The following is a 22,941-nucleotide window of genomic DNA, read 5'->3' on the forward strand; positions in this document are numbered from 1 at the left end:
TGGCTCAACCTTTCACCGAGCCGGCAACCATGCCGGACACGATCTGGCGCTGGAAGATCATGAACATGATCAGCGGGGGGACCGTGACCAGCAGGATGTCCATGAACAGGAGGTTGTAGGAGCTGGCGTACTGGCCCTGGAAGTTGAAGAGGGTCAGCTGCACGGTGGCGTTCTCGTCGCCGGGCAGGAAGTAGAGCGGGCTGGTGAAGTCGTTCCAGATGAACACCGTCTGCACCACCACGACGGTCACGATGATCGGCCGCAGCAGCGGGAACACGACCCGGAAGAACAGGCTCAGCGGCCCGGCGCCGTCGATGGTGGCGGCCTCGTCCATCTCCTTCGGGATGCCGGCGATGAACGCCTGGAAGAGCAGGACACAGAAGGCCATGGCGTACGCGATCTCGACCAGGATCAGGCCGGGCATCGTCTTGAACAGGCCGATCTTCTGGAGCACCCAGATGGTCGGAACGACGGCCGGCGGCAGGACGAGTCCGGACAGGATGATCAGGTTCGCCGCCCGGGTGAACCGGCTCTTACGGCGCTGGAGGACGAACCCGGCCATCGCCGCCAGGATCACCACCACCGTCACGCTGGCGACGGTGAGGATCGTGCTGTTGATGAACGCGATGATCAGCAGGTAGTCGCGGGCCTCGATCACGGCTTGGAGGTTCGCCATGAACGCCCACTGCGTCGGCCAGGAGAAGTCGAGCAGCGCCGACTCCTGGGCGGTCTTGCCCGCGGTGAGCACGATGAACGCGAACGGGACCAGGAACACGACGCCGAACAGGACGATCGCCAGGCCGCTCAGCGGATAGCTGGTCCGGGTCTTCACGCGTCCTCCTTGCGGTTGAAGAACCAGAACAGCGGCAGCGCGATCAGGATCACCAGCAGGAACAGCACGACGTTCCCGGCCGTGGAGAGCCCGTAGAAGCCGGCCTGGTACTGCTTGTAGATCACCGACGCCATCACGTCGGAGGTGAAACCCGGGCCGCCCTTGGTCATCGCCCAGATCAGGTCGAACTTGCGCAGCCCGCCGATCAGCGACAGCAGGATCACCGACACGGTCGCCGGTTTCGCCAGCGGCAGGGTGACGTTCCGGAAGCGGTGCCAGGCTCCGGCGCCGTCCATCTTGGCGGCCTCGAAGTACTCGCCGGGGATCGACAGGATGCCGGCCATGTAGATGACGGTGGCCAGGCCGACGCCCTGCCAGACGTCGACGAACGCGACCGACAGCAGCGCCCAGTCCGGGTCGACCAGCCAGGCCGGGCCGGTGATGCCGATCAGGTCGAGCGCCTGGTTGATGACGCCCCGGGTCGGGTGCATCAGGATCTGGAAGGTCAGGCCCACACCGATCGTGCTGACCAGCACCGGGAAGAACGCCACTGAGCGCATGAAGCCGCGGCCCAGGATCGGCCCGGTCAGCAGCACGGCCAGCGCCATCCCGAGGACCACCTTCATCCCCGAGGTGGTCACCGCGTAGACCAGCGTGTGCCACAGCCCGGACGCCAGCGCCGGTTCCCGGAAGAACTGCACGTAGTTGTCGAGGCCGATGAACTCCTGGTCGAACAGGGTCCAGCGGGTGAGGCTGAACCAGAACGCCATCACCGACGGCACCAGGAAGAAGACGGTGAAGACGACACCGCCCGGGAGGATGAACCAGTAGGGATACGGACTCTTGCGGCGGCCGGGCTCCGGGACCGTGGTCGCCGGAGCCTCAGTCACCGTCTCGGTGACGGTCGTCATCACCAGCCCTGGAGTCCGAGCTGCTGCGCCTGCTTCTTCACGTCCTCGTCGTACAGCTTCGCGCCGTCCGCGGCCGGGCGGATGCCGGAGCCGACCTCGACGGTGATCTGCTCCAGGGCCGGGCCCTTGATCGGGGACAGGAACTCCAGCGCGGGGCTGGCGGCGCCCGCGTCCACGTACACGCTCAGGTCCTTGACCGCGGTCGCCACGTCGTCCGGCAGCTTGCAGGTCTTGACCGCGAACGGGCCGCCCAGCGACGTCGCGGTCGCCTGGGCCGCGCAGCCGTCCGGCGAGGCCAGGAACGCCTGGAACTTCTTGGCCGCGGTGAGCTTGTCACCCTCGGTGCTCTTCGGGATGTAGATGCCCGACGGCTCCCACAGGGTCACGCCGTTCTTGGCCGCGTCGGTGCCGGGCAGCGCGAAGAAGCCCACGTCGTTCGTCTTGCCGGGGGCCGCGGTGTCGATGGCGGTGACCGCGAACGTGATCATCGGGTAGTGCGCGGCGGTGCCGTTCGCCACGGCGGCCAGGCCCTCGTTGTACTTGGCCGAGGCGTAGTCGTCGTTCCAGTAGCCGGCCTTCTTCAGCTCCTCCAGGTGCTGGAAACCGGCCAGGGCGGCCGGCGTCGTCGCGTACTTGGCCTGGTTGTTCGTGTACTTCTCGGCGAAGCCGGGGTCGGCGGCGGACACGTTGTGCATGTCGGCGAGCACCAGGATCTGCGACGTCCAGGTCTCGCTGTAGGTCTGGGCGACCGGCGCCGTACCCGCAGCTTTGATCTTGGCGTTGTTGGCCATGAAATCGGCCCAGGTCTTCGGAACCTGGAGGCCGAGTCTGGCGTAGAGCGGCTTGTTGTAGAGGATGCCGCCGCCGGAGATGGTCTGCCAGGGCGAGCCGTAGACCTCGGTCCCGCTGGAGACGACCTTCTTGAACGTCTCGTCCAGGTCGCCGACCCAGGACTCGCCGGTGATCGGCGTCAGGTTGGTCGACGGGGCGATGGCCTGGAGCAGCGAGCCGGAGTTGTACTCGAAGACGTCGGCCATGTCGCCGGTGGAGAGCCGGGTCTTGACCAGGTTGTCGCCCTCACTGCCCTGCGGCCGGGTGTCGAGCTTGACGTCGACGTCGGTGTTCTTGGCCTCGAAGGCGGCGATGACCGCTTCGGCCACCTTCACGTTGGCCGGGTCGTTGTTGGTCAGGAAGGTGATCTGGGTCTTGCCGCCGGCCGCGTCGTCGCTGGATCCCAGGGATCCGGCGCTGCAGGCCGACAGGGAAAGGGCGCCCGCAAGCAGCACCGCCGCACCGAGCCTCATATGAACCTCCGGTTTCGCGCATGTTTGTAGATCGGTCTCCGCGTGTAACAGCCGTCACAGTAGACCGGTCTACGTCAGCGACACAAGACAAAACTCGAAACGTTTCAAAGATTGCCTGACCCGCTGTTCCGGCTCGCGGAGAACGGTCTACAGTGAGGCATATGTCGATCAAGAGGGGTCGCTCGGTCACCATCAGTGACGTCGCGGAGGCCGCCGGAGTCTCCCGCGCCGCGGTGTCCAAGGTGATCCGCAACGCCTACGGGGTCAGCCCCGGCATGCGCGCCCGCGTCGAGACCGCGATCGAGGAGCTCGGCTACCGGCCCAGCGTGGCCGCCCGGGCGCTGCGCGGCTCCAGCTACCGGCTCGGCCTGGAGACCCCACACATCAACGCGCGGTTCATGAGCCAGATCATGCAGGGCGCCAAGCAGGCCGTCGCCGGCACGCCCTACCAGGTGATACTCGCCCCCGCCGACGGCCCCGAGTACAGCACCCTCGAGTCGCTGGCCGACGGGCTGGTCGACGGCATCATCGCCGTCTCCCCCCTGGTCGACACGGCCTGGCTGGAAAATCTGGCCGGCCGGGTGCCGGTCGTCATGCTCGGCCGGCACGATCACCCGCACGGCTACGACACGGTCATCGGCGACGACCACGCCGGGGCCCGCGCGGTCATGCGCCACCTGTTCGAGCTCGGCCACCGCCGCATCGCGCACCTGACCGAGCCCGAGGAGGTGACCGCACCCGGATCCGGCACCCCCCACTCGATCCGGCTCGAGGTGTACCGCCAGTGCATGGCCGAAGCCGGGCTCGGCCACCTGACCCGGGTCGCCCGCCGCCACGACAACGCCGTGCCCGCCACCCGGGCCGCCGCCGAGCTCCTCGCCGAACCGGACCCGCCGACCGCCCTGTTCGCCGGACACGACGACATCGCTCTCGACGCCCTCGACGCGGTCGTCACCGCGGGCCTGCGCGACCGGATCGCGGTCACCGGATACGACAACACCGACCTGGCCGCGCATCCACTGATCGACCTGACCTCGGTCGACCAGCAGGGCGTCGAGATGGGCGCCCAGGCCGCCACCATGCTGCTGGAACGGCTCCAGGGCCGCACCGAGCCACGCCGGTACGTGGCCGCCACCAACCTGCACGTGCGCGGCTCCAGCATCCGGCCGCCGTCCTGACATCCCGCACCCGTCCGCCCACCACCGCCACTCGCTGTCCGCCACTCGCCGCTCGCCGCCCGCTCCGGCGCCATCTTGTGGACTTCGAGCACGCCTGTCTCGCCGAACTCCACGAGATCGGCGGCTGTCCTTCGCCCGCGGCGGGCATTCCGTCGTCAAACCGACATCGGTGCGGTAACCAAGAAGCGTGATCACCTTGAGTAGACTCCCGGGGCGCCACGGCCCGAAGGGATGAGAACCACATGAACATGCCGCTGCGTCCGGGAGACCCGGTCGCCCTCGGCCGGTACGAGCTGGTCGGCCGGCTCGGCGAAGGCGGCATGGGGACGGTGTTCCTGGGCCGCGACCCGGACGGCCGGCCGGTGGCGATCAAGATGGTCCGGCCCGAGTTCGCCAACGAGAGCGAGTTCCGCGGCCGGTTCCGTAGCGAGGTCGCCCGGGCCAAGCAGGTGCCCCCGTTCTCGACCGCGGAGGTCCTCGACGCGGATCCCGATCACGAGCCGCCCTACCTGGTCGTCGAGTTCGTGGACGGGCCCAGCCTGGCCGACGAGGTGAAGGCGAAGGGCCCGCTGTCCGGCTCCGCCCTGCACGGGGTGGCCGTCGGCATCGCCACCGCACTCACCGCGATCCACGGCGCCGGCGTGATCCACCGCGACCTCAAGCCGGGCAACGTGCTGTTCGCCCGGGGCGGCATCAAGGTCATCGACTTCGGCATCGCCCAGGCCTTCGAGGCGACCAGCCAGCACACTCGCACCGACCAGGTGGTGGGCACGGTCACGTACATGGCGCCGGAACGTTTCGACCCGGTCGAGGGACGGCCGCTCACCGCGGCGGCCGACATCTTCGCCTGGGGCGCTGTGGTCGCCTACGCCGCCACCGGGCGTACCCCGTTCGCCGGCGAGTCCGCGTCGGCCACCGCGATGCGCATCCTCACTCAGCCGCCGAATCTCACCGGCCTGCCCGAATCGTTGCGCGGCCCGGTGTCCCGGGCGCTGGCCAAGCATCCGGATGACCGGCCCACTGCCCGTGAGCTGCTGGATCTCCTGCTGCCCGGGCAGTCCGCGCGGCCACCGGCCGCCGACACGATCATGCTGCCGACCGTCGCGCCGTCCTCACCCGCACCGTCATCAACCGCGCCGTCCTCACACGCGGCGCCGATTCAGCCGTTCGGCCCTCGGCCGGCGGCAGCACCGACGTCTCCGGCGTTCGCCCCGGCCGCGCCGACGTCTCCGGCCGCCCCGGCATGGCACGCCGCCCCGCTCGTGCCGACGGCAGCATCCCAGGTCTACCCGGCGGTCGCACCCGACCGGCCGCGCCGGCGCCGTACCATCGCGGTCGTCACCACCGCGATCGCCGTTCTGCTCGCCACCGCCGTGGGTGTCCTGATCAGGTACAACGGCCTGTCCGCACCCGACCAGTCGGCGGGCGGGCCGGGTGAGACGCCCGCGTCGGCGTCGGCCTCCGCTCAGGCCCCCACGTCGGCCTCGCCGAAGCCGGGCCGCACCCCGTCCGCCGAGGAGCGGCTGGTGGCCATCAAGGCCGGTAAGAACAAGGCCCTGATCCACGTCGCCGAGATCGACCACGACCTGGCGCTCGACGGCCCGTTCAGCGAGGTCGAGGCGGGCGACGGCACCGGGTCCAGGTCCGAGTTCATCCTGATCCCGATGGGTGTCGACTACCTGATCCGGGCGCTGTACGCCCCGGACGAGGAGGAGGTCTGCGTCGGCGTCCGGCTCCTCGCCGACGCGTCGGCGAAACTTGTCGCGACCGAGTGCGCGACAGGTGTCGGAACCCTGTTCGAGCTGATCCCGACCAAGCTGAAGGACGACAAGAACCGTCCCCGCTTCCACCTCTACAACGATGCGTACGGCTTCGTGCAGTGGGACCAGGACGCCAACGAGGGAGCCGGCAGCTTCTTCGTCGAGCAGGTGGGCGACGCCCCGCCGCTGACCACGTTCAGTTTCGTGGACCGCGGCCCCCTGCCCTCCCCCGCTCCCAGCTGACCCGCACCGCCGACCAGACATCTGCCGCGGTCCCGGCCGAGACCACCTCGCTCCCGCCCGAGACCACCTCGGTTCCAGCCGAGTCCAGCTCGGTCCCGGCCAAGACCACGAGCCGTCGCTGAGCACTGGAATACGGGCGGCTTTACCACGCTGGGCGACGGCCGGCGGGGCGCCACAACCAGCGGGCACCACAACCAGCTGGCGCCACAACCAGCTGGCGCCACGGCCGGCGGGCGCCACGGCCGGCGGGCGCCACGGCCGGCGGGCGCTGCGGCCGGTGGGCGCTGCGGGCCGTTCTGCGGGGCTTTCGCCGCCTCGACGTGCCGAGTGCGCCCAGGTAGACGTGGCCGTAGCGGTGACGGGCGCACACGTTGGCGTTGTGTGTGTTCGGGTAGTCGTCCCGGCGTGGATGAACGCTCACGATCGGCCTTGCGTGTGCTTCCGCCCCTGCTGGGGGCAAGACAGGAGCACACGATCGGCCATTGTGTGCGCTGGTCACCGTTGCCGGCACACATTGCCGGATCTGCCGCAATTCGTTCCGCGACCACCCCGTCTGCCTGCCGCTGTCGAGCCGCGACGCTGGCAAACCTGGCCACAGACCGCGACGCTTGCAAACCGGGCACAGCAGGTTCCGCGGAACGGGCCACGGACCCCGGCCGTCGCTCAGCGCGGTAAAACCGCCCGTATTCCAGTGCTGAGCGACGGCTCGCGGTGTGTCGGCCGTGACCGCGCCGACGAATCCGGGCGTGCCGATGCTCCGCAGGTGCTCGATGCCCGCGCCCGGAGTGCGGGAGATCTCACGCGCACTCCGGGCGGAACCGGCTGGGCGAGGATCGGGTGGGGAGGAGCCGGGTAGGGGGTGTGGAGGAGGTGTGTTCGGGCGGGCGGGGCGGGGTGGGAGCGGCCTACGTTCTCGGCATGGGGACTCTCAAGTGGATCCGGATCTGGCTGGCCTTCTTCGCCGGTGTGCTCGTGCTCAGTGGGCTGACGGCGTTTCCGCTGGTCACTGAGGTTCGGCTGTTGTCGGGGCTGCTGCATTCGACGTCGCTGTCACCGGACTGGCTCGTCGTCTGGGTGGACCGGATCCGGGACGGGCTGGTGGCGACCGGGCGGGATCACCCGTTCATCGCGTACGGGACGGACTGGCTCGCCTTCGCCCACCTGGTCATCGCGGTGGCGTTCTGGGGGCCGTGGCGGGACCCGGTCCGCAACGTCTGGGTGATCGAGTGGGGCATGGTGTGCTGCGCCGGGATCATCCCGCTCGCGCTGATCGCCGGACCGGTCCGGGAGCTGCCGTTCGGGTGGACGCTGATCGACATGTCGTTCGGCGTGTTCGGGATCGTGCCGTTGATCGTGATCCGGTCACTGATCAAGCGGCTGGCGGCGGCGCCGGAAGGGCAGGACGAACAGGTACAGGCCGGTGAGCATCAGCACGGCCAGCGGAAGCAGCGGAAGGTAGGAGACCCAGACGATCGGGTCCTTCTGGGCTAGGGCGACGAACGTCAGCACGACCGTCGCGGTGAAGACGGCGGACGTCCAGCGGTGAATACGGCGGATGATCATCAGGGCCTCCGGGCTCGGGAACAGCACGAACGCTATTCACCGGGCCGCGGACTGGGCTTCTCGATTCCTGACCGAATCCGGGACGGGTCAGGTGCGGTGGACAGTGGTCAGGTCGCACAGGCCGGAGATCTCCAGCAGCGGGGCGAGCAGGGGCCCCGTACGCAACTCGATGTGATCGGCCTGGGCGAAAAGCGCCGCGAGACCCGCGCTGTCCAGGTAGTGGACCGCGGTGATGTCGACCACCAGGCGGGCGCCGGCCGCGCCGGCGACCGCCTGGGTCAGGGCGCCGGCGAAGGTTTCGGCGTTGCTCATGTCGATCTCTCCGGAGGCGGTGAGGACGACGGCACCGTCCGGGCCGGGGCCCGTAGTGAGGTTGAGCTCGGTGGTCATCAGGTAAGCCTCGCCTGCATGTCGACGACGGTGCCGGTCGTTCCGGAGGTGACGGTGACAGTGTGCATGAAGGCGCGCATGAGCTTGATCCCCCGGCCGCGGTACGGATTGGCGGACGGATCGGGTGTCTTCCATCGACCGGTGTCGGAGATGGTCAGGCGCAGATCGGCGGCGGTCGCGGCGGCGCGCAGCCGGATCCGGCCGCCCGGGTGCTCGCGATGCCCGTGCTCGATCGCGTTGGCGCACGCCTCACCGGCGGCGACCAGCACGTTCTGCACGAGGTGCGGGTCGATGCCGCACCTGTCGAGCCACCCGCGCAGAGCCGAGCGGACCGGGGCGAGCCGGGTCGATTCGGCGGGGAACTCGAGTTCGAGCGGCCCCGGATGCCGGTAGAGCAGCAGCGCCACGTCGTCGTCGTAGCCACTTTCCGGGGCCATCCTGGTCATGATCTCGGTGGCCAGGTCCTCGATCGGGGTGGCCAGGCCGTGCTGGACGGCGGTGCTGGCCTCGCCGATGCCGGCCGACAGCGGGCGGCGACGGCGTTCCACCAGCCCGTCGGTGTAGAGCAGCAGGGTGGCCCGGGGCGGGACGACGTATTCGGCGTCCGGGCGTGCCATGCCGGGCCGGACCGCGACCGGGCGGGACCGGCCACCGTCGAGCAGCTGGGTGGTCCCGTCCGGCCGGCCGACGATCGCCGGCGGGTGGCCGGCGCTGGAGTAGACGAGATGGCCGGTGCCGGGGTCGAGGATTCCGCAGAACACCGTGGCGCAGCCGGCGCCCGGCAGTTTGGCGGCGAACCGGTCGAGCGCCATCAGCGTGTGCGCCGGGCTGGTGTCCTGGAGCAGCAGGGCCCGGCAGGCGCTGCGAAGCTGGCCCATCACGGTCGCCGCCTGCAGGCCGTGGCCGACGCAGTCACCGACGACGATGCCGATCCGGCCGTCGGACAGTTCGATCGTGTCGTACCAGTCGCCGCCGACCTTCAGCGGGCGGGTGGCCGGCTCGTAGCGGACCGCGAACCCGCTGGGCAGGCTGTCCGGGCCGAGGATGGCCCGTTGCAGGGCGAGCGCGGTCTCCCGCTGCTGGTCGATCTGGTCGATACGGCGCAGGCCCTGGCCGAGCCGGCCGGCGAGCAGGGCGAGAAGGGTCTCGTCGGGCGCGGTGAACGGGCGCTGCGGGCCGGGTTCGATCCACAGCGCCATGGCGCCGTGCGGGTGGTCGAGGACGATGCCGGAGCCGGACGGGGTCAACGCCGGGCGGTCGCGTAGCCCGAGGATCGACAGGCGGGTCTCGGTGGAGAGGTTCTCCCAGGTCAGGGCGGGGTCGGTGGCGGTCACCAACGGGTCGCCACGATCGGTGAAGACGGCCGTCAACACGTACCGTGCCTGCCAGATCGATCTGAGCTCGCGCAGGACCGCCTGCAACGCGCCGGGGAGGTTCTCGGCCTCGGCGAGGCGCATGCCGAGCGCGGCGAGGGCGCTGTCCCGTTGCACCGAGTAGTGCTCGGCGGTGACGTCCCGGAATGTGCCGACGATCACCCGTTTGCCGGTGTCCGGGTCGTGGACCTGGTTGTACGAGGCGGCCGCCCACAGCCGACGCCCGTCCCGGTGCACGACCGGGATGGTGTAGGTGCCGTGCGGCTCCTCCATCAGCATCGCGAACGCGTTGACGACCACCCGGTGCGCGTCGGCGTCGGTCGTGGCGTCCGGCCACCACGGATGGGTCGGCAGGTACGGCAGTTCGTCCGGCCCGTACCCGAGAATGTCGGTGAAAGCGCTGTTGATCTCGATGACCGCGCCGTTCTCGTCGCAGACGAAGAACGCCTCCTGCAACGAGTCGATCAGTGCGTTCCGCCAGCGGGCGTGATGGTTGCGCAGGCGGGCCAGCTCGACGTTGGCGCGCACCCGGGCCAGCAACTCGGCCGCGGAGAACGGCTTGAACAGGTAGTCGTCGGCGCCCGCCTCCAGGCCCTCGATGGAGGCCTCCTGGCCGGCCCGGGCGGACAGCAGCAGCACCGGCGTGCTCGCCGTCCGCGGATCCGCGCGCAGGGCCGTGACCAGCTGCAACCCGTCGAGACGCGGCATCATCACGTCGCTGACGATCAGGTCCGGCGAGGTGGCCCGGGCGGTCTCCAGGGCCTGCTGCCCATCGACGACGGCGGTCACCCGGTGCCCGGCGGAACGCAGCAGCCGGGTCAGATAGTCGCGCATGTCGGCGTTGTCGTCGGCGACGAGAAGATCGGCGCCACCGTCCGGCACGGCCTCCGGCTCGGCCGCCGTCGCCGGCTCGTCGCCGGCCGGCAACCAGCGCAAGGCCTCCTGCAGATACGAGTCGGCATGGCTTTCGACAGAAGAGCTCTGATGGTACGCCGGAAGGTGCGCGCTGCCGAACGGGAGCCGGATGGTGAACGTCGTGCCGCGCCCGGCCGCGCTCTCCGCGGTGATCGTGCCGCCGTGCAGGCCGACCAGCTCACGGACCAGGGCCAGGCCGATGCCGCTGCCCTCGTTGGACCGCGAGCGGGAGTTCTCGATCCGGTGGAAACGCTCGAACAGCCGTGGCATCTCGTCCTCGGCCACCCCCACCCCGGTGTCACCAACCGTGACCACCGCGTCGGCACCGCCGGCACGCGCTGTGACCGTGATGCCGCCGTCGAAGGTGAACTTGAGGGCGTTGCTGAGCAGGTTGAGGACGACCTTCTCCCACATCCCGCGGTCGAGGTGGACCGGCCGCGGCATCGGCGGGCAGTCGACGTCGAGGGTGAGCCCGGCCCGTTCGATCGCCGACCGGAACACGCTGGCCAGCTCGGCGGTCGCGGCGGACAGGTCGGCCGACTCGAAACGGGCCCGCATCTTCCCGGCCTCGATGCGGGAGAAGTCGAGCAGCGTGTTGACCAGTTTGCCGAGGCGCAGCCCGTTGCGGTGCACGACCTCCAGGTCCGCCCGGGTCTCCGGACCGGCGGCGGCCAGGAGATCCTCCACCGGACCCATGATCAACGTCAGGGGGGTACGGAACTCGTGGCTGATGTTCGAGAAGAAGGCGGTCTTCGCGCGATCGAGCTCGGCCAGCTCCTCGGCCCGGCGCTGCTGGGCCAGATAGCTGCGGGCGCCGGCCAGCCCCGCCGCCACGTGACCGGCGGTCAGCTCGACGAAACCGCGATAGCCGTCGTCGAGCGGCCGGTACCGGTTGAGCCCGGCGACCAGGAAGCCGTACGGGGTGCCGCCCTGGCGCAGCAGCGGCACCGCGAGCGCCTGGATGGGCGGGCCGGGCCAGTCGCCGCCGGGCAGCCCGTCCCAGCTGTCGAGGCCGGCCAGCACCGGTTCGCCCGCGGCCAGCCGGGTCACCGGCCACACCTCGGGCGCCGCCACCGGGTGCCCGGCGTCGATCCCGGTCGACGCGGCGAGCCAGGCCGTGCCGTCCGCCCTCTCGCCGTCCTTCGCCGCCGGGCCGCCGTCGGTTGCCGCGCTGCCCGTCGCTGCCGCGCCGCCGTCGGTTGCCGGGCCGCCCGTCGCTGCCGCGCCGTCCTCCGTTGCCGCGCCGCCGTTCGCTGCCGCGCTGCCGTTCGTTGCTGCGCCGCCGTTCGCTGCCGCGCCGCCGTTCGTCTCCTCGCTGAACAGGTAGGTCAGGGTGAACGGCAGGTCTCGCCGGTTGCGGTCGAGCTGCTGGCTGACGAAGGCGAGCATCTCCTCCTGGGTGCGGACCACGCTCGGGTCCGAACCGAGCTCACGCAGCGTGGCCATCCGCCGCTCACCGATCACCCGATCGGTCTCCTCGCTGACCACGCAGAGCATCCCGACGAGGGCGCCGTCGTCGTCGCGCAGCGGGCTGTAGGAGAACGTGTGATACGACTCCTCGGGATAACCGGACCGCTCCAGGAACAGCAGCAACGCCTCGTCCCAGGTGGCCTCGCCGGTGCGCAGCACAGTGTCGATGCGGGGGCCGATGTCGCCCCAGATCTCCGCCCACACCTCGCTGGCCGGGCGGCCCAGCGCCCACGGGTACTTGCGGCCCAGCGTGTTGCGCCGGTACGCGTCGTTGCAGAAGAAGGTGAGCTCCGGGCCCCAGGCCATCCACATGGAGAAACGTGAGGACAGCAGGATGCTCACCGCGGTCCGCAGGCTCTGCGGCCAGCTGTCCGGCGGCCCGAGCGGGGTCGCTTCCCAGTCGACCGCGGCGAGGTCGGCGCCGACCTCGGGGTCGGCGGAGAAGTACGCGTTCATCGCGTCCGCTTGTCCCCCTGCCACTGGTCGTCGAAACCACCGACGACGTTAACCATCGGCGCGGGGTGGCTGTCGGGCGGGGCGTCCCCCGGCGTTGCTCCTCCGGCGGTTCCTCCCGCGGCGTTGCTCCTTCGGCGTTGCTCCTTCGGCGTTCAGGGTGGTTTCAGGTTGGGTGGGCAATCATGGCGGCATGCGGATACTCGTCGTGGAGGACGAGAAGCGGCTCGCCTGGTCGTTGCGGGTGGGTCTGGAGGCCGAGGGCTTCGCTGTCGACGTCGCACCTGACGGCGTCGACGGCTTGTGGCTGGCCAGGGAGAACGATTACGACGCGATCGTGCTCGACCTGATGCTGCCCAAGCTCAACGGCTACCAGGTCTGCGCCGCGCTGCGCGCCGAGGAGAACTGGACACCGATCGTGATGCTCACCGCCAAGGACGGCGAGTGGGATCAGGTCGAGGGCCTGGACACCGGCGCCGACGACTACCTGACGAAACCGTTCTCGTATCCGGTTCTGGTGGCCCGGTTGCGGGCGGTGGCCCGGCGCGGCGCCCGCGAGCGCCCGGTCCAGCTGACCGCCGGTGACCTGCGGATCGATCCGGCGTCCCGGAAGGTGTGGCGGGGCGAGACGCCTGTCGACCTGACCGCCCGGGAGTTCGCGCTGCTGGTGTTCCTGGCCCGCAACACCGGCGACGTGGTGTCGAAACAGCGGATCATGGAGGCGGTGTGGGACGCCGACTTCGACGGCGATCCCAACATCGTCGAGGTGTACGTGCGACACCTGCGCAACAAGATCGACCGGCCGTTCGGGCGGGAGGCGATCCAGACCGTGCGCGGGGCCGGGTATCGGCTTGGCGGCGACGGTGGTTGAGCGGGCCTCGATCCGGTTGCGGACCACCGCGCTGGCGGTGCTGGTGATGGCGGTGGCCGTGGTCATCGGGGCGGTGACGCTGGTCCTGCTGACCCGGGCGTCGCTGGAGGGCGGCATCAAGGACGCGGCGGAGAGCCGGGCCGAGGTGCTCGCCGCCCAGATCTCGTCCTCGGGCCTGCCGGCTGCTGCTTCCGCCTCACCGCCGTCTTCCTCGCCCACCTCCCCGTCCCCCCTCTCGCCCACTTCGCCGGCATCCCTCCCGCCCGCCTTCCCGTCCTCCCTCTCGCCCACCTTCCCGCCGGCGTCCTCGCCGCTCTCCCTTCCCGGCTTCCCGTCGTCGTCTTCCTCTGAGGAGGAGGACGAGGCGGACGACGACTTCGCCTGGGAGATCCGGGATTCCGGCGGCACCGTGGTGCGGGCGTCGGAGCCGCTCGACGACAGGTCTCTGCGCGTCACCGAGAAGGCCGGGCCGTACACCGTGGTGGTCTTCGCCTCGCTCGACGAGGTCGACGACGCGACGAAAGCGCTGGCCACCCCCCTGCTGATGGGGGTGCCGGGGGCGCTCGTGCTGGTCGGCGGGGTGACCTGGGCGGTGGTGACGGGAGCGCTGGCGCCGGTCGAGCGGATCCGCCGGGAGGTCGAGGAGATCACCGGGGAGCGGCTGGACCGGCGGGTTCCGGAGCCGGTGGCCCGCGACGAGATCCATCGGCTGGCGGCCACGATGAACCGGATGCTCGGCCGTCTTCAGGACGCCCGGGAACGGCAGCAACGGTTCGTGGCCGACGCCTCGCACGAGTTGCGGTCGCCGCTGGCCGGGATCCGGCAGGCGGCCGAGGTGGCCCGGTCGCATCCGGGCGCGCTGTCCGAGGGTGAGCTGGCCGAGGCGGTGCTCGAGGAGTCGGCGCGGATGGAGCGGCTGGTGGAGCAGTTGTTGCTGCTCACCCGCACCGGTGGGGCCGGGGCGCGGCAACTGCGCGACGTGGATGTCGACGATCTGGCGCTGGCCGAGGCTCGGCGGGTCCGGCGGGCCGGGCTCACCGTCGACACGTCCGGGGTCGGGGCGGGGCGGGTCCGGGGGGATGCGACAGCGCTCGCCCAGGTGGTGCGCAATCTCGCCGACAACGCGGCCCGGCATGCCCGTGCGAGGGTTGCGGTGGCCGTCCGGCCGGACCGGGACGGCATCGAGCTGGTGGTGGAGGACGACGGCGCGGGGATCCCGGAGAGCGAGCGGGAGCGGGTGTTCGAGCGGTTCGTGCGTCTCGACGAGGCCCGCGACCGGGACGCCGGCGGCAGCGGGCTGGGACTGGCCATCGTCAAGGAGATCGTGGCGGCGCACGGCGGCACGGTGGTGGTGACGTCGTCGGTGCTGGGCGGGGCGTGTTTCGTCGTGCATCTGCCGGCGGCCTGACGGACCACCCTCCACCGGCGGCCTGACGGACCACACTTCCACCGGCGGCCCGGCGGATCGCCGTCCACTGGCGGCCTGACGGACCGCGTCGCCGCGGGCCTTCCCGGGCGTCGGGGGTTTCTGAAAGGCCTTTCAGGTGCGTTCAGGGGAGATTCAGGGACCTCGGCGCAAGCTGTCGCCGTACTCGTTGTTCCCTTCGAGAAAGGCACAGCTCATGGACACCAGCAAGCTCCGCAGCAAGCGCACCGTCATCGGCGGGATCGCCCTCGTGGCCGCTCTCGGCGCCGGCGGCACCGTGTGGGCGACGGCGGCCAACGCGGGCGGCCGGCCGGACCCGGATGATCGGGTGCTGAGCGCCGAGGAGCGCACCTCCGCGGAGAATGCCGTCCGGGCGGCCGTCACCGGTGGCACCGTCCTGGAGGTGGAGGCCTCCGACGACCAGGGCGTCGCCTACGAGGCCGAGGTCCGTGATCCGGCCGGTCAGGAGTGGGATGTCGATCTGGACGCTTCCTTCCAGGTCGTGACCAAAACCGCGGACACGGACGATGACGGCGACGACGACTGAGTTTTTATCAGGGTCTTTCCTCTTTGGAGATCGAGCGGTAAAACAATCTTCACGGTTTCGGCACTAGCAGTGCTAAAAGTTCCGCGTTCTCCTCGCCGTGGCCGGCCTCCGGCGGCTCCCGCCGCACCCCACGACAGCAGGAGACGAAGATGTCGCCCCGCTCCCGTCACTGGCAGTGGTTGCTGGTCATACCGACCGCTGCGCCGCTGCTGACCCCGTTCGCCAACCGGATCGAGCCGACCCTGTTCGGCGTGCCGTTCTTCTTCTGGTACCAGTTCGCCTGCGCGCTGCTGGCGATGGTCGTCATCACGGTCGTCTACCTCGCCACCCGCGAGGGCCGGCCATGACCGATCGAGACGTCGAGGTCGGCGTCTTCCTGGTCCTCATGACGGGCGTCGTGCTGCTCGGTTTCGGCGCCGCCCGCTGGCGCCGGCCCGCCGACCCCTACCACCTCGAGGAGTGGAGTGTCGGCGGGCGGGCGTTCGGCAACTGGACGATCTGGTTCCTGCTCGGCGGGAGCATGTACAGCGCGTACACGTTCATCGCCGTCCCGGCGCTCACCTACGGCGTCGGCGCGATCGGGTGGTTCGCCGTGCCGTTCGCGATCGTCACCACGCCCCTGACCTTCATCTTCACCACCCGGGCGTGGTCGGTGGCGCGACGGCACGGCTTCCTCACCCACAGCGAGTTCGCGGCCGCCCGATTCGGGTCGCCGGGCCTCGGCGCGCTGGTCGCGGTCACCGGCATCCTGGCCACCATCCCGTATGTCGCGGTGCAGCTCATCTCGTTGCAGGCAGTGTTGCGGACGGTCGGGTTCGGCGGTGAGTGGCCGCTGCTGGCCGCGGTGACGCTCGTGTCGATCTGCACGTTCCGTTCCGGGCTGCGCGCGCCCGCCCTGCTGTCGATCGTCAAGGACGTGCTGCTCGCCTGGATGCTGATCACCGCGGCGCTGATGGTGGCCATGTACGGCGGCTGGGGCAGCGCCTTCCGCGGCGCCGCCACACGGTTCGCCGCCACCCCCAACCCGGCCGACGGGCTGCTGCTGCCGGAGACCGGTCACCTGGGTTTCCTGACCCTGGTCGTCGGGTCGGCGCTGGCCATCTTCGCCTACCCGCACGCGCTCGTCGGGATGCTCGCCGCCAAGGACCGCGACACGGTCCGCCGTAATGCCGCGGCGCTGCCCGTCTACTGCATGGCGCTGGGCCTGATGGCCATGCTGGGCGTCTTCGCGCTGGCCCGGGGCGTGACACCGGCCGACGGCGATCTCAACACCGTGGTGCCACGGCTGATTCACGAGTATTTCCCCAGCTGGTCGGCGGGGGTCGCGTACGCGGCGCTGAGCATCGCCGCCCTGATCCCGGCCGCCGTCATGTCGATCGCAGCGGCCAACACGTTCACCCGCAGCCTCTACCGCACCTACCTGCGGCCGAACGCCACTCCCGAGGCCGAGGCGTGGACCAGCCGGTGGGTGTCGCTGATCGTCAAGTTCGGCGCGGCCGCCCTCATCCTCGCCGTGGACCCGGCCTTCTCCGTGGATCTTCAGCTGATCGGCGGGGTGCTGATCCTGCAAACCATCCCGGCCGTCTTCCTCGGGCTGCTCACCCCGTGGTTCCATCGGGCCGCGCTCACCGCCGGCCTGATCAGTGGCCTGGTCACCGGCCTGGTGATGCTCTGGGACATCCCCAAGCTCGACGGCAGCGGCCGGGTCCTCGCCGAACACTTCGGTGGCTCCAGCTGGTCGCTGGGCGACGGCCGCAGCGTCTACGTCGGCGTCGTCGCCCTCGGCGTCAACCTGATCGTCACGGTTCTGCTCACCCTGCTGGTGCGGGCGGCCGGCGTCCGTGACGGCAACGACGGCACCCGCCCCGACGACTACCACGCCGACGCGGGCGACCCCTATCTGAAACGCCTCGACGAGTTGATCGACGGCCTCCCCACGGGGAGCTCCGGCGCCCCGAGCACCCGGCAGCGAGTCCCTTGAGGATGCGGCCGGGCCTGCCTCCACCGGTCCCGGCCGACCCGGACCGCGACCTCCTCCGGCCCACCGTTCCAAGGGCCCGGATGGCTTCGCTGCGAGTCACCCGCGGCCCCTCCGGCCCTCCGCGCCAACCGCCCGGGTGGCTTCGCTGCGAGTCACCCGCGGCTCCTCCGCCCCCGCGCCAACCGCCCGGGTGGCTCCGCCGCGAGTCACCCGCGGCTCCTGCGGTCCGCCGCTTCTGGTGCCTCGGATGGGGTGAGCAGCGGGTCGCCCTGCGGGGTTACGCGGGGCGCGAAAGTGTCGGTGGGGGCTGCTAGGTTCTCGGCACTGTTCCGGTGAGCGTCGATTACGGACTAGGGGAGTCCTGTGGGCATTTACGAGCACGTGGACGAATTCGCGGGGCTGCCCGTCATCGCGGCCGATGACGAGGAGACCGCCGTCGCTGATCCGGCTGCGGTGGCCTGGCGGATCAGCATGGAGGAGTTCGAGGCGCCGCCGGAGGAGTTCGAGGCCGCGTTCGAGCAGCTGCTCCAGCGCACCGGGCCGGCCGGGCCGACGGCGCTGATCGTCGGCGAGTGGGGGTCTGCCTACGACACCGCCTTCCCGTACCAGCTGCTCACCGACAACGTGGCCCGGCTGAGCGGGCTGCGGGCGTTGTTCATCGGCGAGCTCACCGGCGAGGAGTGTGAGATCTCCTGGATCAACCAGGCCGACATCACCCCGCTGATCGAGGCGTTCCCGGCCCTGGAGCTGCTGTGGGTCCGCGGCGCCCAGGATCTCCAGTTGCGGCCGGTGCGCCACGAGGGTCTTCGTGAGCTGGTCTTCCAGTCCGGCGGCCTCCCGGCCGACGTGGTCCGGGCCGTCGCCGCCAGCGACCTGCCCAACCTGACCCACCTGGAGCTGTGGCTGGGCGTCGACCAGTATGGCGGCGACGCCCGTGCCGACGACCTGGCCCCGATCCTGGCCGGCCGTGCCCTGCCCGCACTCACCTACCTGGGCCTGCGCAACGCCGAGATCGCCGAGGAGATCGCCACGGCTGTCGCGGCCGCACCGATCGTCGCCCGCGTCACCGACCTCGACCTGTCGCTGGGCGTGCTCGGCGATGCCGGAGCGGAGACCCTGCTGGCCGGTCAGCCGCTCACCCACCTGCGCAAACTCGACCTCAGCCACCACTTCATGTCGGCTGAGACGGCGCAGCGGGTGGTCGACGAGCTGCCCGGCGTCGAGGTGGATGTCTCCAGCCCACAGAAGGAAGAGGAGTGGGGCCGCTACACGGCGGTGTCCGAGTAGTGCGCCTCGCCGTCGTCGGAAACCCGGACAACCGCCGGGTGACCATGTTCGCCGAGGCCGCCCGCCGGGCCGGCCTCGATGACCCGGTCGTCTACCCGTGGCGCGACGTGCTGTCGCCGAGCCTGCCCCGGCCCACCCCGACCACGCAAAGGCCGGCGAGACTCCGGCCGGACCGGCGAGACGCCCCGAGCCGACCGGCGGCAACTCGCCCGGCCGGCCGAGCCCTCACCGCAGACGGTCCTCTCGCGCCGGGCGCCGCCGTCCGGGAGCGTGGTGATCTCGGGTCTGTTCCCGGGCCGGGGATATCGGTTCGGATCGAGTCGCCCGGGGAGGATGCCGAGGTCGACCGGCTGCTGCGGGAGCTCGGCAGCGGGCGGCCGGCAGTGGCCGCCGAGCACGGCGAGATCGTCGGGACAGCGGCCGCGTTCGCTGGTCTCCGCATAGCCCTCGACCGGGTCGTGGCCGGTGGTGGCCGGCTGCTCAACCAGCCGGGCGACATCCTCACCATGAGCGACAAACCGCGCTGCCACGCCCGGCTGGCCGGCGCGGGCGTTCCGGTGCCGCCCGCGTTGCGGCAGGTGCACGGCTACGAGTCACTGCGGGCCGCGATGGCCGACGCCGGGTGGAACCGGGTGTTCGTCAAACCGGCCCACGGTTCGTCCGCCTCCGGTGTGGTCGCCTTCGCGGTCGCCGGCCGGCGGCTGTCCGCGGTCACCTCGGTCGAGCTCAGCGGTGACCGGCTCTTCAACAATCTCCGGGTCCGCCGCTATGACGACGAGGCCTCGATCAGGGCGATCGTCGACCGCCTGGGGCCGGACGGGCTGCACGTCGAGCGGTGGTTCCCGAAAGCCTCCCTCAACGATCGGGTCCTCGATCTGCGGGTCGTCGTGATCGCCGGCGAGCCCCGGCACGTGGTGGTCCGGACCAGCCGCTCCCCGATGACGAATCTGCACCTCGGCAACGCCCGCGGCGATGTGGCAGCGGTCCGGGCCGCGGCGGGCGCACGGTCCTGGGCGGCGGCGATGGAGACGTGCGCGCGGGTGGCGGCGTGCTTCCCCGGGACCCTGCACGCCGGCGTCGACCTGATGTTCCGCACCGGCTGGCGCGAGCACGCGGTCGCCGAGGTGAACGCGTTCGGCGACCTGCTCCCCCGGGTCCTGGCCGACGGTCTCGACACCTACGGCGCCCAGATCGCCGCCCTCACCGGCGGCTGGTCACCCGTCGCCCACCCGGATCTGGCGGGTGTGCCGTGCGGGAGCTGATCGGGAGTCACGACCTGCTGTTCGTCACGCTCGACACGTTGCGCTACGACGTGGCAGTGGAGTGCCTGGTCGGCGGGCGTACTCCGTACCTCGCGAAGGTTCTGCCCGATGGGATGTGGGAGCGGCGGCACACCCCGGCGAGTTTCACCTACGCCGCCCATCATGCGTTCTTCGCCGGGTTCCTGCCGACACCGGTGACGCCGGGGCCGCACGAGCGGATGTTCGCGGCCCGGTTCGGGGGCAGCGAGACCAGCGGGCCGGCAACGTTCGTGTTCGACGCGCCGGACCTGCCCACCGGGCTGGCCGCGGCCGGCTATCACACGGTCTGCCTGGGTGGGGTCGGGTTCTTCAATCCGGCCGCGCCGCTGGGCCGGGTGCTGCCGGGGCTGTTCGCCGAGGCGCACTGGGAGAAGGCGTTCGGGGTGACCGCGCCTGATTGTTTCGGCGCCCAGATCGACCGCCTCGAAACGATCGTCGGCGGGCTGCCGGCCGAGCGGCCACTGTTCACGTTCGTCAACGTGGCCGCTCTGCACCAGCCGAACCGGCACTACCGGCCCGGCGCCACCGACGACGACCTGACCACGCACGCGGCCGCCCTGGAGTACGTCGACGGCCTCCTCGATCGCCTGTTCACCCTGGTCACCAGCCGGGGCCGCCCCTGCCAGGTGATTCTCTGCTCCGATCACGGCACGCTCTACGGCGAGGACGGCCACACCGGCCATCGTGTCGCCCACGAGTCCGTGTGGACGGTCCCGTACGCCGATTTCATCCTGGACGCCCGGTGAATCTCGACTCCCCCTATCAGGGTTACCTCTACGCCTATCCGCACAAGACCGCCTATCGCCGCCTCGAGCCTCGACCGCTGTTGCGGGACGTCTGGGCAGACGAGCCACAAAATTCCCTCTTCGGGTACGTTCACCTGCCGTTCTGTGAGATGCGCTGCGGTTTCTGCAACCTGTTCACCCGGGCCAACCCGCCCGACGAGCAGGTCACCGCCTACCTGGCCCAGCTGCGCCGCCAGGCGGCCGCGATCCGTGACTCGCTCCGCCCGGAGGCGTCGTTCTCGCGCCTGGCGATCGGCGGCGGCACCCCGACGTATCTGACCGCCGCCGAGTTGGAGGAGCTGTTCGGCATCGTCACCGGCGTGTTCGGGGCCGGCCCGGTTCCGCTGTCGGTGGAGACGTCGCCAGCCACGGCCACCCCGGACCGGCTGGCGGTGCTGGCCGCGCACGGGACCACCCGGATCAGCATCGGTGTGCAGAGTTTCCTGGATGCCGAGGCACGTGCCGCCGGCCGGCCGCAACGGCTCGACGAGGTGATGGCGGCGCTCCAGGCGATCCGCGACGCCCGGATCCCGGTCCTCAACATCGACCTGATCTACGGCATCGACGGGCAGACCGCGGAGACCTGGCAGCGCTCACTCGACGAGGCGCTGCGCTGGCGGCCCGAGGAGTTGTACCTGTATCCGCTGTATGTGCGGCCACTGACCGGGCTGGGCCGGCGCGCCCACGCCCGCGCCGACTGGGACCGGCAGCGCCTCGGCCTGTACCGGCAGGCGGTCGACGTGCTCACCGCCGCCGGTTATGTGCGGCATTCGATGCGCCAGTTCCGCCGGGCCGACGCGCCGGTTCCGGACGGCCCCGACTATTGCTGTCAGGACGACGGCATGGTCGGGCTGGGCTGCGGTGCCCGGTCGTACACGACGACCCTGCATTATTCGTTCGATTACGCGGTGGCGGTGCCCGAGGTCCGCGCGGTTCTCACCGACTACCTGGCGCGGCCTTCAGACGATTTCCGGTACGCCGAATTCGGTTTCCACCTGGATGAGGTCGAGCAGCGGCGCCGCTGGCTGCTGAAGTCCCTGTTGCGGGCTGAGGGTGTCGATGCGGGCGCCTACCGGGACCGCTTCGGCACCGACCACACCGGCGATTTTCCCCAGCTCAGCGAACTTGTCGATCGCGGCTGGCTGGATGCCGCCCGGACCGTGCTCACCCCGGCCGGCCTGGATCACTCGGACGCGATCGGCCCGTGGCTGGTCTCCGGCGAGGTCCGCGAGGCGATGGGAACATACGTCCCACGATGACCGGCCACCTCGACCCCGCGGGCCGCCCACTCCTGCCGATGCTGGACAGCGCGGCAGTACCGACCGTCCCGCCGGTGCCGGGCCGTCAGCCGCTGCCGGCCGGTCTGCCGGTGCCGGACAGTCTGCCGGTGCCGGGCAACCAGCCGGTCGCGGACCATCGGCCCCTGCCGGACCATCGGCCACTGCCGGGCCATCGGCCGGTGCCGGGCCGGTTCGACGATCTCTACGTCCTCTATCGCGGGCCGCTGGCCAGCTGTAACTACGACTGTCCGTACTGTCCGTTCGCGAAGCGGGTGGATCCGCCGGAGCTGTTGCGGGCTGACCGGGCCGACCTCGAACGCTTCACCGGCTGGGTGGCGGCGACCACCGACCGGCGGCTGTCCGTGCTGTTCACGCCGTGGGGGGAGGGCCTGACCCGGTCCTGGTACCGGGATGCCATGGTCCGGCTGTCGCACCTGCCACACGTCGCCCGGGTCGCGATCCAGACGAACCTCGCGGCCCGCACCGGCTGGCTGGCCGCCGCCGATCCCCGGGTGGCGGCGCTGTGGGCGACCTACCACCCGGGACAGGTGACCCGGGAGCGGTTCCTGGCCCGGTGCCGGGAACTCCTCGACCTGGGCATCCGCTTCTCAGTCGGCGTGGTCGGGCTGCCGGAACACCACACGGAGGCGGTGGCGTTGCGGGACGCGCTGCCACCTGAGGTGTATCTGTGGGTCAACGCCGCCGAAGGGCACGTCTACACTTCCGAGGAGGAGCGGCTGTGGACCGCTCTGGATCCCCGGTTCGGCGACAGTGTCCGGCCGCACCCGTCGCTCGGACTGCCCTGCCACGCCGGGGAGAGTGCGATCTCGGTCCTCGGTGACGGCACGGTCCGCCGGTGCCACTTCATCAAGACCCCGATCGGCAACCTGTACGACGGCACGTGGCGGACGGCGCTCCGGCCGCGCCCGTGCACGAATGCGATCTGCGACTGCCACATCGGCTATGTCCACCTGAAACCGCTGGGTCTGCGGGACGTCTACGCCGACGGGCTCCTCGAACGCATCCCCGCAGCCTGGCCCTGACCACGGCAGGCCGGGTCAGGCCAGGGCG

The 22,941-nt window shown here is 70.8% G+C and carries 18 protein-coding genes; 13 read left to right on the plus strand and 5 right to left on the minus strand.

The annotated features are described in order from the left end of the window. Window positions 1-4: 4 nt before the first annotated feature. Genes AB0E94_RS35830 through AB0E94_RS35840 form a run of 3 tightly spaced genes read right to left on the minus strand, consistent with a single transcriptional unit; the run spans window position 5 to window position 3,047 of the window. Window positions 5-832, minus strand: a complete 828-nt coding sequence (locus tag AB0E94_RS35830; RefSeq protein ID WP_360335713.1) for a carbohydrate ABC transporter permease — start codon at window positions 830-832, stop codon at window positions 5-7. Then, a complete protein-coding gene (locus AB0E94_RS35835; protein ID WP_360335715.1) occupies window positions 829-1,743 on the minus strand; it encodes a sugar ABC transporter permease in 915 nt (304 codons plus the stop codon). The genes AB0E94_RS35830 and AB0E94_RS35835 overlap by 4 nt, the downstream gene beginning before the upstream one ends. Next, window positions 1,743-3,047 (minus strand): ABC transporter substrate-binding protein, encoded by a 1,305-nt coding sequence (locus AB0E94_RS35840; protein WP_360335717.1) that lies wholly within the window; start codon window positions 3,045-3,047, stop codon window positions 1,743-1,745. Before AB0E94_RS35840 ends, AB0E94_RS35835 begins: the two co-directional genes overlap by 1 nt. A gap of 161 nt (window positions 3,048-3,208) precedes the next feature. On the opposite strand from AB0E94_RS35840, the gene AB0E94_RS35845 reads away from it, so the two are divergent. The 3 genes from AB0E94_RS35845 (at window position 3,209) to AB0E94_RS35855 (ending at window position 7,719) form a co-directional block, all read left to right on the plus strand. Further along, window positions 3,209-4,225 carry a LacI family DNA-binding transcriptional regulator gene (locus AB0E94_RS35845; protein ID WP_360335719.1) on the plus strand — a complete coding sequence of 339 codons (1,017 nt, stop codon included), beginning with the start codon at window positions 3,209-3,211 and terminating at the stop codon, window positions 4,223-4,225. A gap of 242 nt (window positions 4,226-4,467) precedes the next feature. Then, entirely contained in the window at window positions 4,468-6,228 is a 1,761-nt protein-coding gene (locus AB0E94_RS35850; RefSeq protein WP_360335721.1) for a serine/threonine-protein kinase, read from the plus strand. A gap of 918 nt (window positions 6,229-7,146) precedes the next feature. Next, the gene (locus tag AB0E94_RS35855) at window positions 7,147-7,719 is read left to right on the plus strand and encodes a hypothetical protein (RefSeq protein ID WP_360335723.1); all 573 of its coding nucleotides are present in this window, start codon (window positions 7,147-7,149) and stop codon (window positions 7,717-7,719) included. A 159-nt stretch (window positions 7,720-7,878) separates the two neighbouring features. On the opposite strand, the gene AB0E94_RS35860 is transcribed toward AB0E94_RS35855, so the two are convergent. Both AB0E94_RS35860 and AB0E94_RS35865 read right to left on the minus strand, forming a co-directional pair. Continuing rightward, window positions 7,879-8,181 carry an STAS domain-containing protein gene (locus AB0E94_RS35860; RefSeq protein ID WP_360335725.1) on the minus strand — a complete coding sequence of 101 codons (303 nt, stop codon included), beginning with the start codon at window positions 8,179-8,181 and terminating at the stop codon, window positions 7,879-7,881. Next, a complete protein-coding gene (locus AB0E94_RS35865; protein ID WP_360335727.1) occupies window positions 8,181-12,395 on the minus strand; it encodes a SpoIIE family protein phosphatase in 4,215 nt (1,404 codons plus the stop codon). Before AB0E94_RS35865 ends, AB0E94_RS35860 begins: the two co-directional genes overlap by 1 nt. A 190-nt stretch (window positions 12,396-12,585) precedes the next feature. Here AB0E94_RS35865 and AB0E94_RS35870 point away from each other — a divergent pair, with 190 nt between their 5' ends. The 10 genes from AB0E94_RS35870 (at window position 12,586) to AB0E94_RS35915 (ending at window position 22,913) form a co-directional block, all read left to right on the plus strand. Continuing rightward, window positions 12,586-13,263 (plus strand): response regulator transcription factor, encoded by a 678-nt coding sequence (locus tag AB0E94_RS35870; protein WP_360335729.1) that lies wholly within the window; start codon window positions 12,586-12,588, stop codon window positions 13,261-13,263. Continuing rightward, window positions 13,256-14,671, plus strand: coding sequence for a HAMP domain-containing sensor histidine kinase (locus AB0E94_RS35875; protein WP_360335731.1), 1,416 nt, complete (start codon window positions 13,256-13,258; stop codon window positions 14,669-14,671). The genes AB0E94_RS35870 and AB0E94_RS35875 overlap by 8 nt, the downstream gene beginning before the upstream one ends. 214 nt (window positions 14,672-14,885) lie before the next feature. Beyond that, window positions 14,886-15,236 carry a hypothetical protein gene (locus AB0E94_RS35880; RefSeq protein WP_360335733.1) on the plus strand — a complete coding sequence of 117 codons (351 nt, stop codon included), beginning with the start codon at window positions 14,886-14,888 and terminating at the stop codon, window positions 15,234-15,236. Between the two features lie 149 nt (window positions 15,237-15,385). Continuing rightward, window positions 15,386-15,583, plus strand: a complete 198-nt coding sequence (locus tag AB0E94_RS35885; RefSeq protein ID WP_317792654.1) for a DUF3311 domain-containing protein — start codon at window positions 15,386-15,388, stop codon at window positions 15,581-15,583. Further along, entirely contained in the window at window positions 15,580-17,217 is a 1,638-nt protein-coding gene (locus AB0E94_RS35890; protein ID WP_360335736.1) for a sodium:solute symporter family protein, read from the plus strand. The genes AB0E94_RS35885 and AB0E94_RS35890 overlap by 4 nt, the downstream gene beginning before the upstream one ends. A gap of 363 nt (window positions 17,218-17,580) precedes the next feature. Then, window positions 17,581-18,504 carry an STM4015 family protein gene (locus AB0E94_RS35895; RefSeq protein ID WP_360335738.1) on the plus strand — a complete coding sequence of 308 codons (924 nt, stop codon included), beginning with the start codon at window positions 17,581-17,583 and terminating at the stop codon, window positions 18,502-18,504. Continuing rightward, on the plus strand, window positions 18,504-19,766 hold the full coding sequence (locus AB0E94_RS35900; RefSeq protein ID WP_360335740.1) for an STM4014 family protein: 1,263 nt from the start codon (window positions 18,504-18,506) through the stop codon (window positions 19,764-19,766). The genes AB0E94_RS35895 and AB0E94_RS35900 overlap by 1 nt, the downstream gene beginning before the upstream one ends. Then, entirely contained in the window at window positions 19,754-20,551 is a 798-nt protein-coding gene (locus tag AB0E94_RS35905) for an STM4013/SEN3800 family hydrolase (protein ID WP_360335742.1), read from the plus strand. Before AB0E94_RS35900 ends, AB0E94_RS35905 begins: the two co-directional genes overlap by 13 nt. Next, on the plus strand, window positions 20,548-21,849 hold the full coding sequence (locus tag AB0E94_RS35910) for an STM4012 family radical SAM protein (RefSeq protein WP_360335744.1): 1,302 nt from the start codon (window positions 20,548-20,550) through the stop codon (window positions 21,847-21,849). The genes AB0E94_RS35905 and AB0E94_RS35910 overlap by 4 nt, the downstream gene beginning before the upstream one ends. Next, on the plus strand, window positions 21,846-22,913 hold the full coding sequence (locus AB0E94_RS35915) for an STM4011 family radical SAM protein (RefSeq protein WP_360335746.1): 1,068 nt from the start codon (window positions 21,846-21,848) through the stop codon (window positions 22,911-22,913). The genes AB0E94_RS35910 and AB0E94_RS35915 overlap by 4 nt, the downstream gene beginning before the upstream one ends. The last annotated feature ends 28 nt before the right edge of the window (window positions 22,914-22,941 follow it).

It is taken from the genome of Actinoplanes sp. NPDC026670 (assembly GCF_040638175.1).
In the GTDB taxonomy this organism is placed as follows: Bacteria; Actinomycetota; Actinomycetes; order Mycobacteriales; family Micromonosporaceae; genus Actinoplanes.

Excerpts from the sequence above, each read along its gene's own strand:
- AB0E94_RS35835 (WP_360335715.1), bottom strand. The coding sequence starts at position 1,743 with ATGACGACCGTCACCGAGACGGTGACTGAGGCTCCGGCGACCACGGTC.
- AB0E94_RS35840 (WP_360335717.1), bottom strand. The coding sequence starts at position 3,047 with ATGAGGCTCGGTGCGGCGGTGCTGCTTGCGGGCGCCCTTTCCCTGTCG.
- AB0E94_RS35845 (WP_360335719.1), top strand. The coding sequence starts at position 3,209 with ATGTCGATCAAGAGGGGTCGCTCGGTCACCATCAGTGACGTCGCGGAG.
- AB0E94_RS35850 (WP_360335721.1), top strand. The coding sequence starts at position 4,468 with ATGAACATGCCGCTGCGTCCGGGAGACCCGGTCGCCCTCGGCCGGTAC.
- AB0E94_RS35855 (WP_360335723.1), top strand. The coding sequence starts at position 7,147 with ATGGGGACTCTCAAGTGGATCCGGATCTGGCTGGCCTTCTTCGCCGGT.
- AB0E94_RS35860 (WP_360335725.1), bottom strand. The coding sequence starts at position 8,181 with ATGACCACCGAGCTCAACCTCACTACGGGCCCCGGCCCGGACGGTGCC.
- AB0E94_RS35865 (WP_360335727.1), bottom strand. The coding sequence starts at position 12,395 with ATGAACGCGTACTTCTCCGCCGACCCCGAGGTCGGCGCCGACCTCGCC.
- AB0E94_RS35870 (WP_360335729.1), top strand. The coding sequence starts at position 12,586 with ATGCGGATACTCGTCGTGGAGGACGAGAAGCGGCTCGCCTGGTCGTTG.
- AB0E94_RS35880 (WP_360335733.1), top strand. The coding sequence starts at position 14,886 with ATGGACACCAGCAAGCTCCGCAGCAAGCGCACCGTCATCGGCGGGATC.
- AB0E94_RS35885 (WP_317792654.1), top strand. The coding sequence starts at position 15,386 with ATGTCGCCCCGCTCCCGTCACTGGCAGTGGTTGCTGGTCATACCGACC.
- AB0E94_RS35890 (WP_360335736.1), top strand. The coding sequence starts at position 15,580 with ATGACCGATCGAGACGTCGAGGTCGGCGTCTTCCTGGTCCTCATGACG.
- AB0E94_RS35915 (WP_360335746.1), top strand. The coding sequence starts at position 21,846 with ATGACCGGCCACCTCGACCCCGCGGGCCGCCCACTCCTGCCGATGCTG.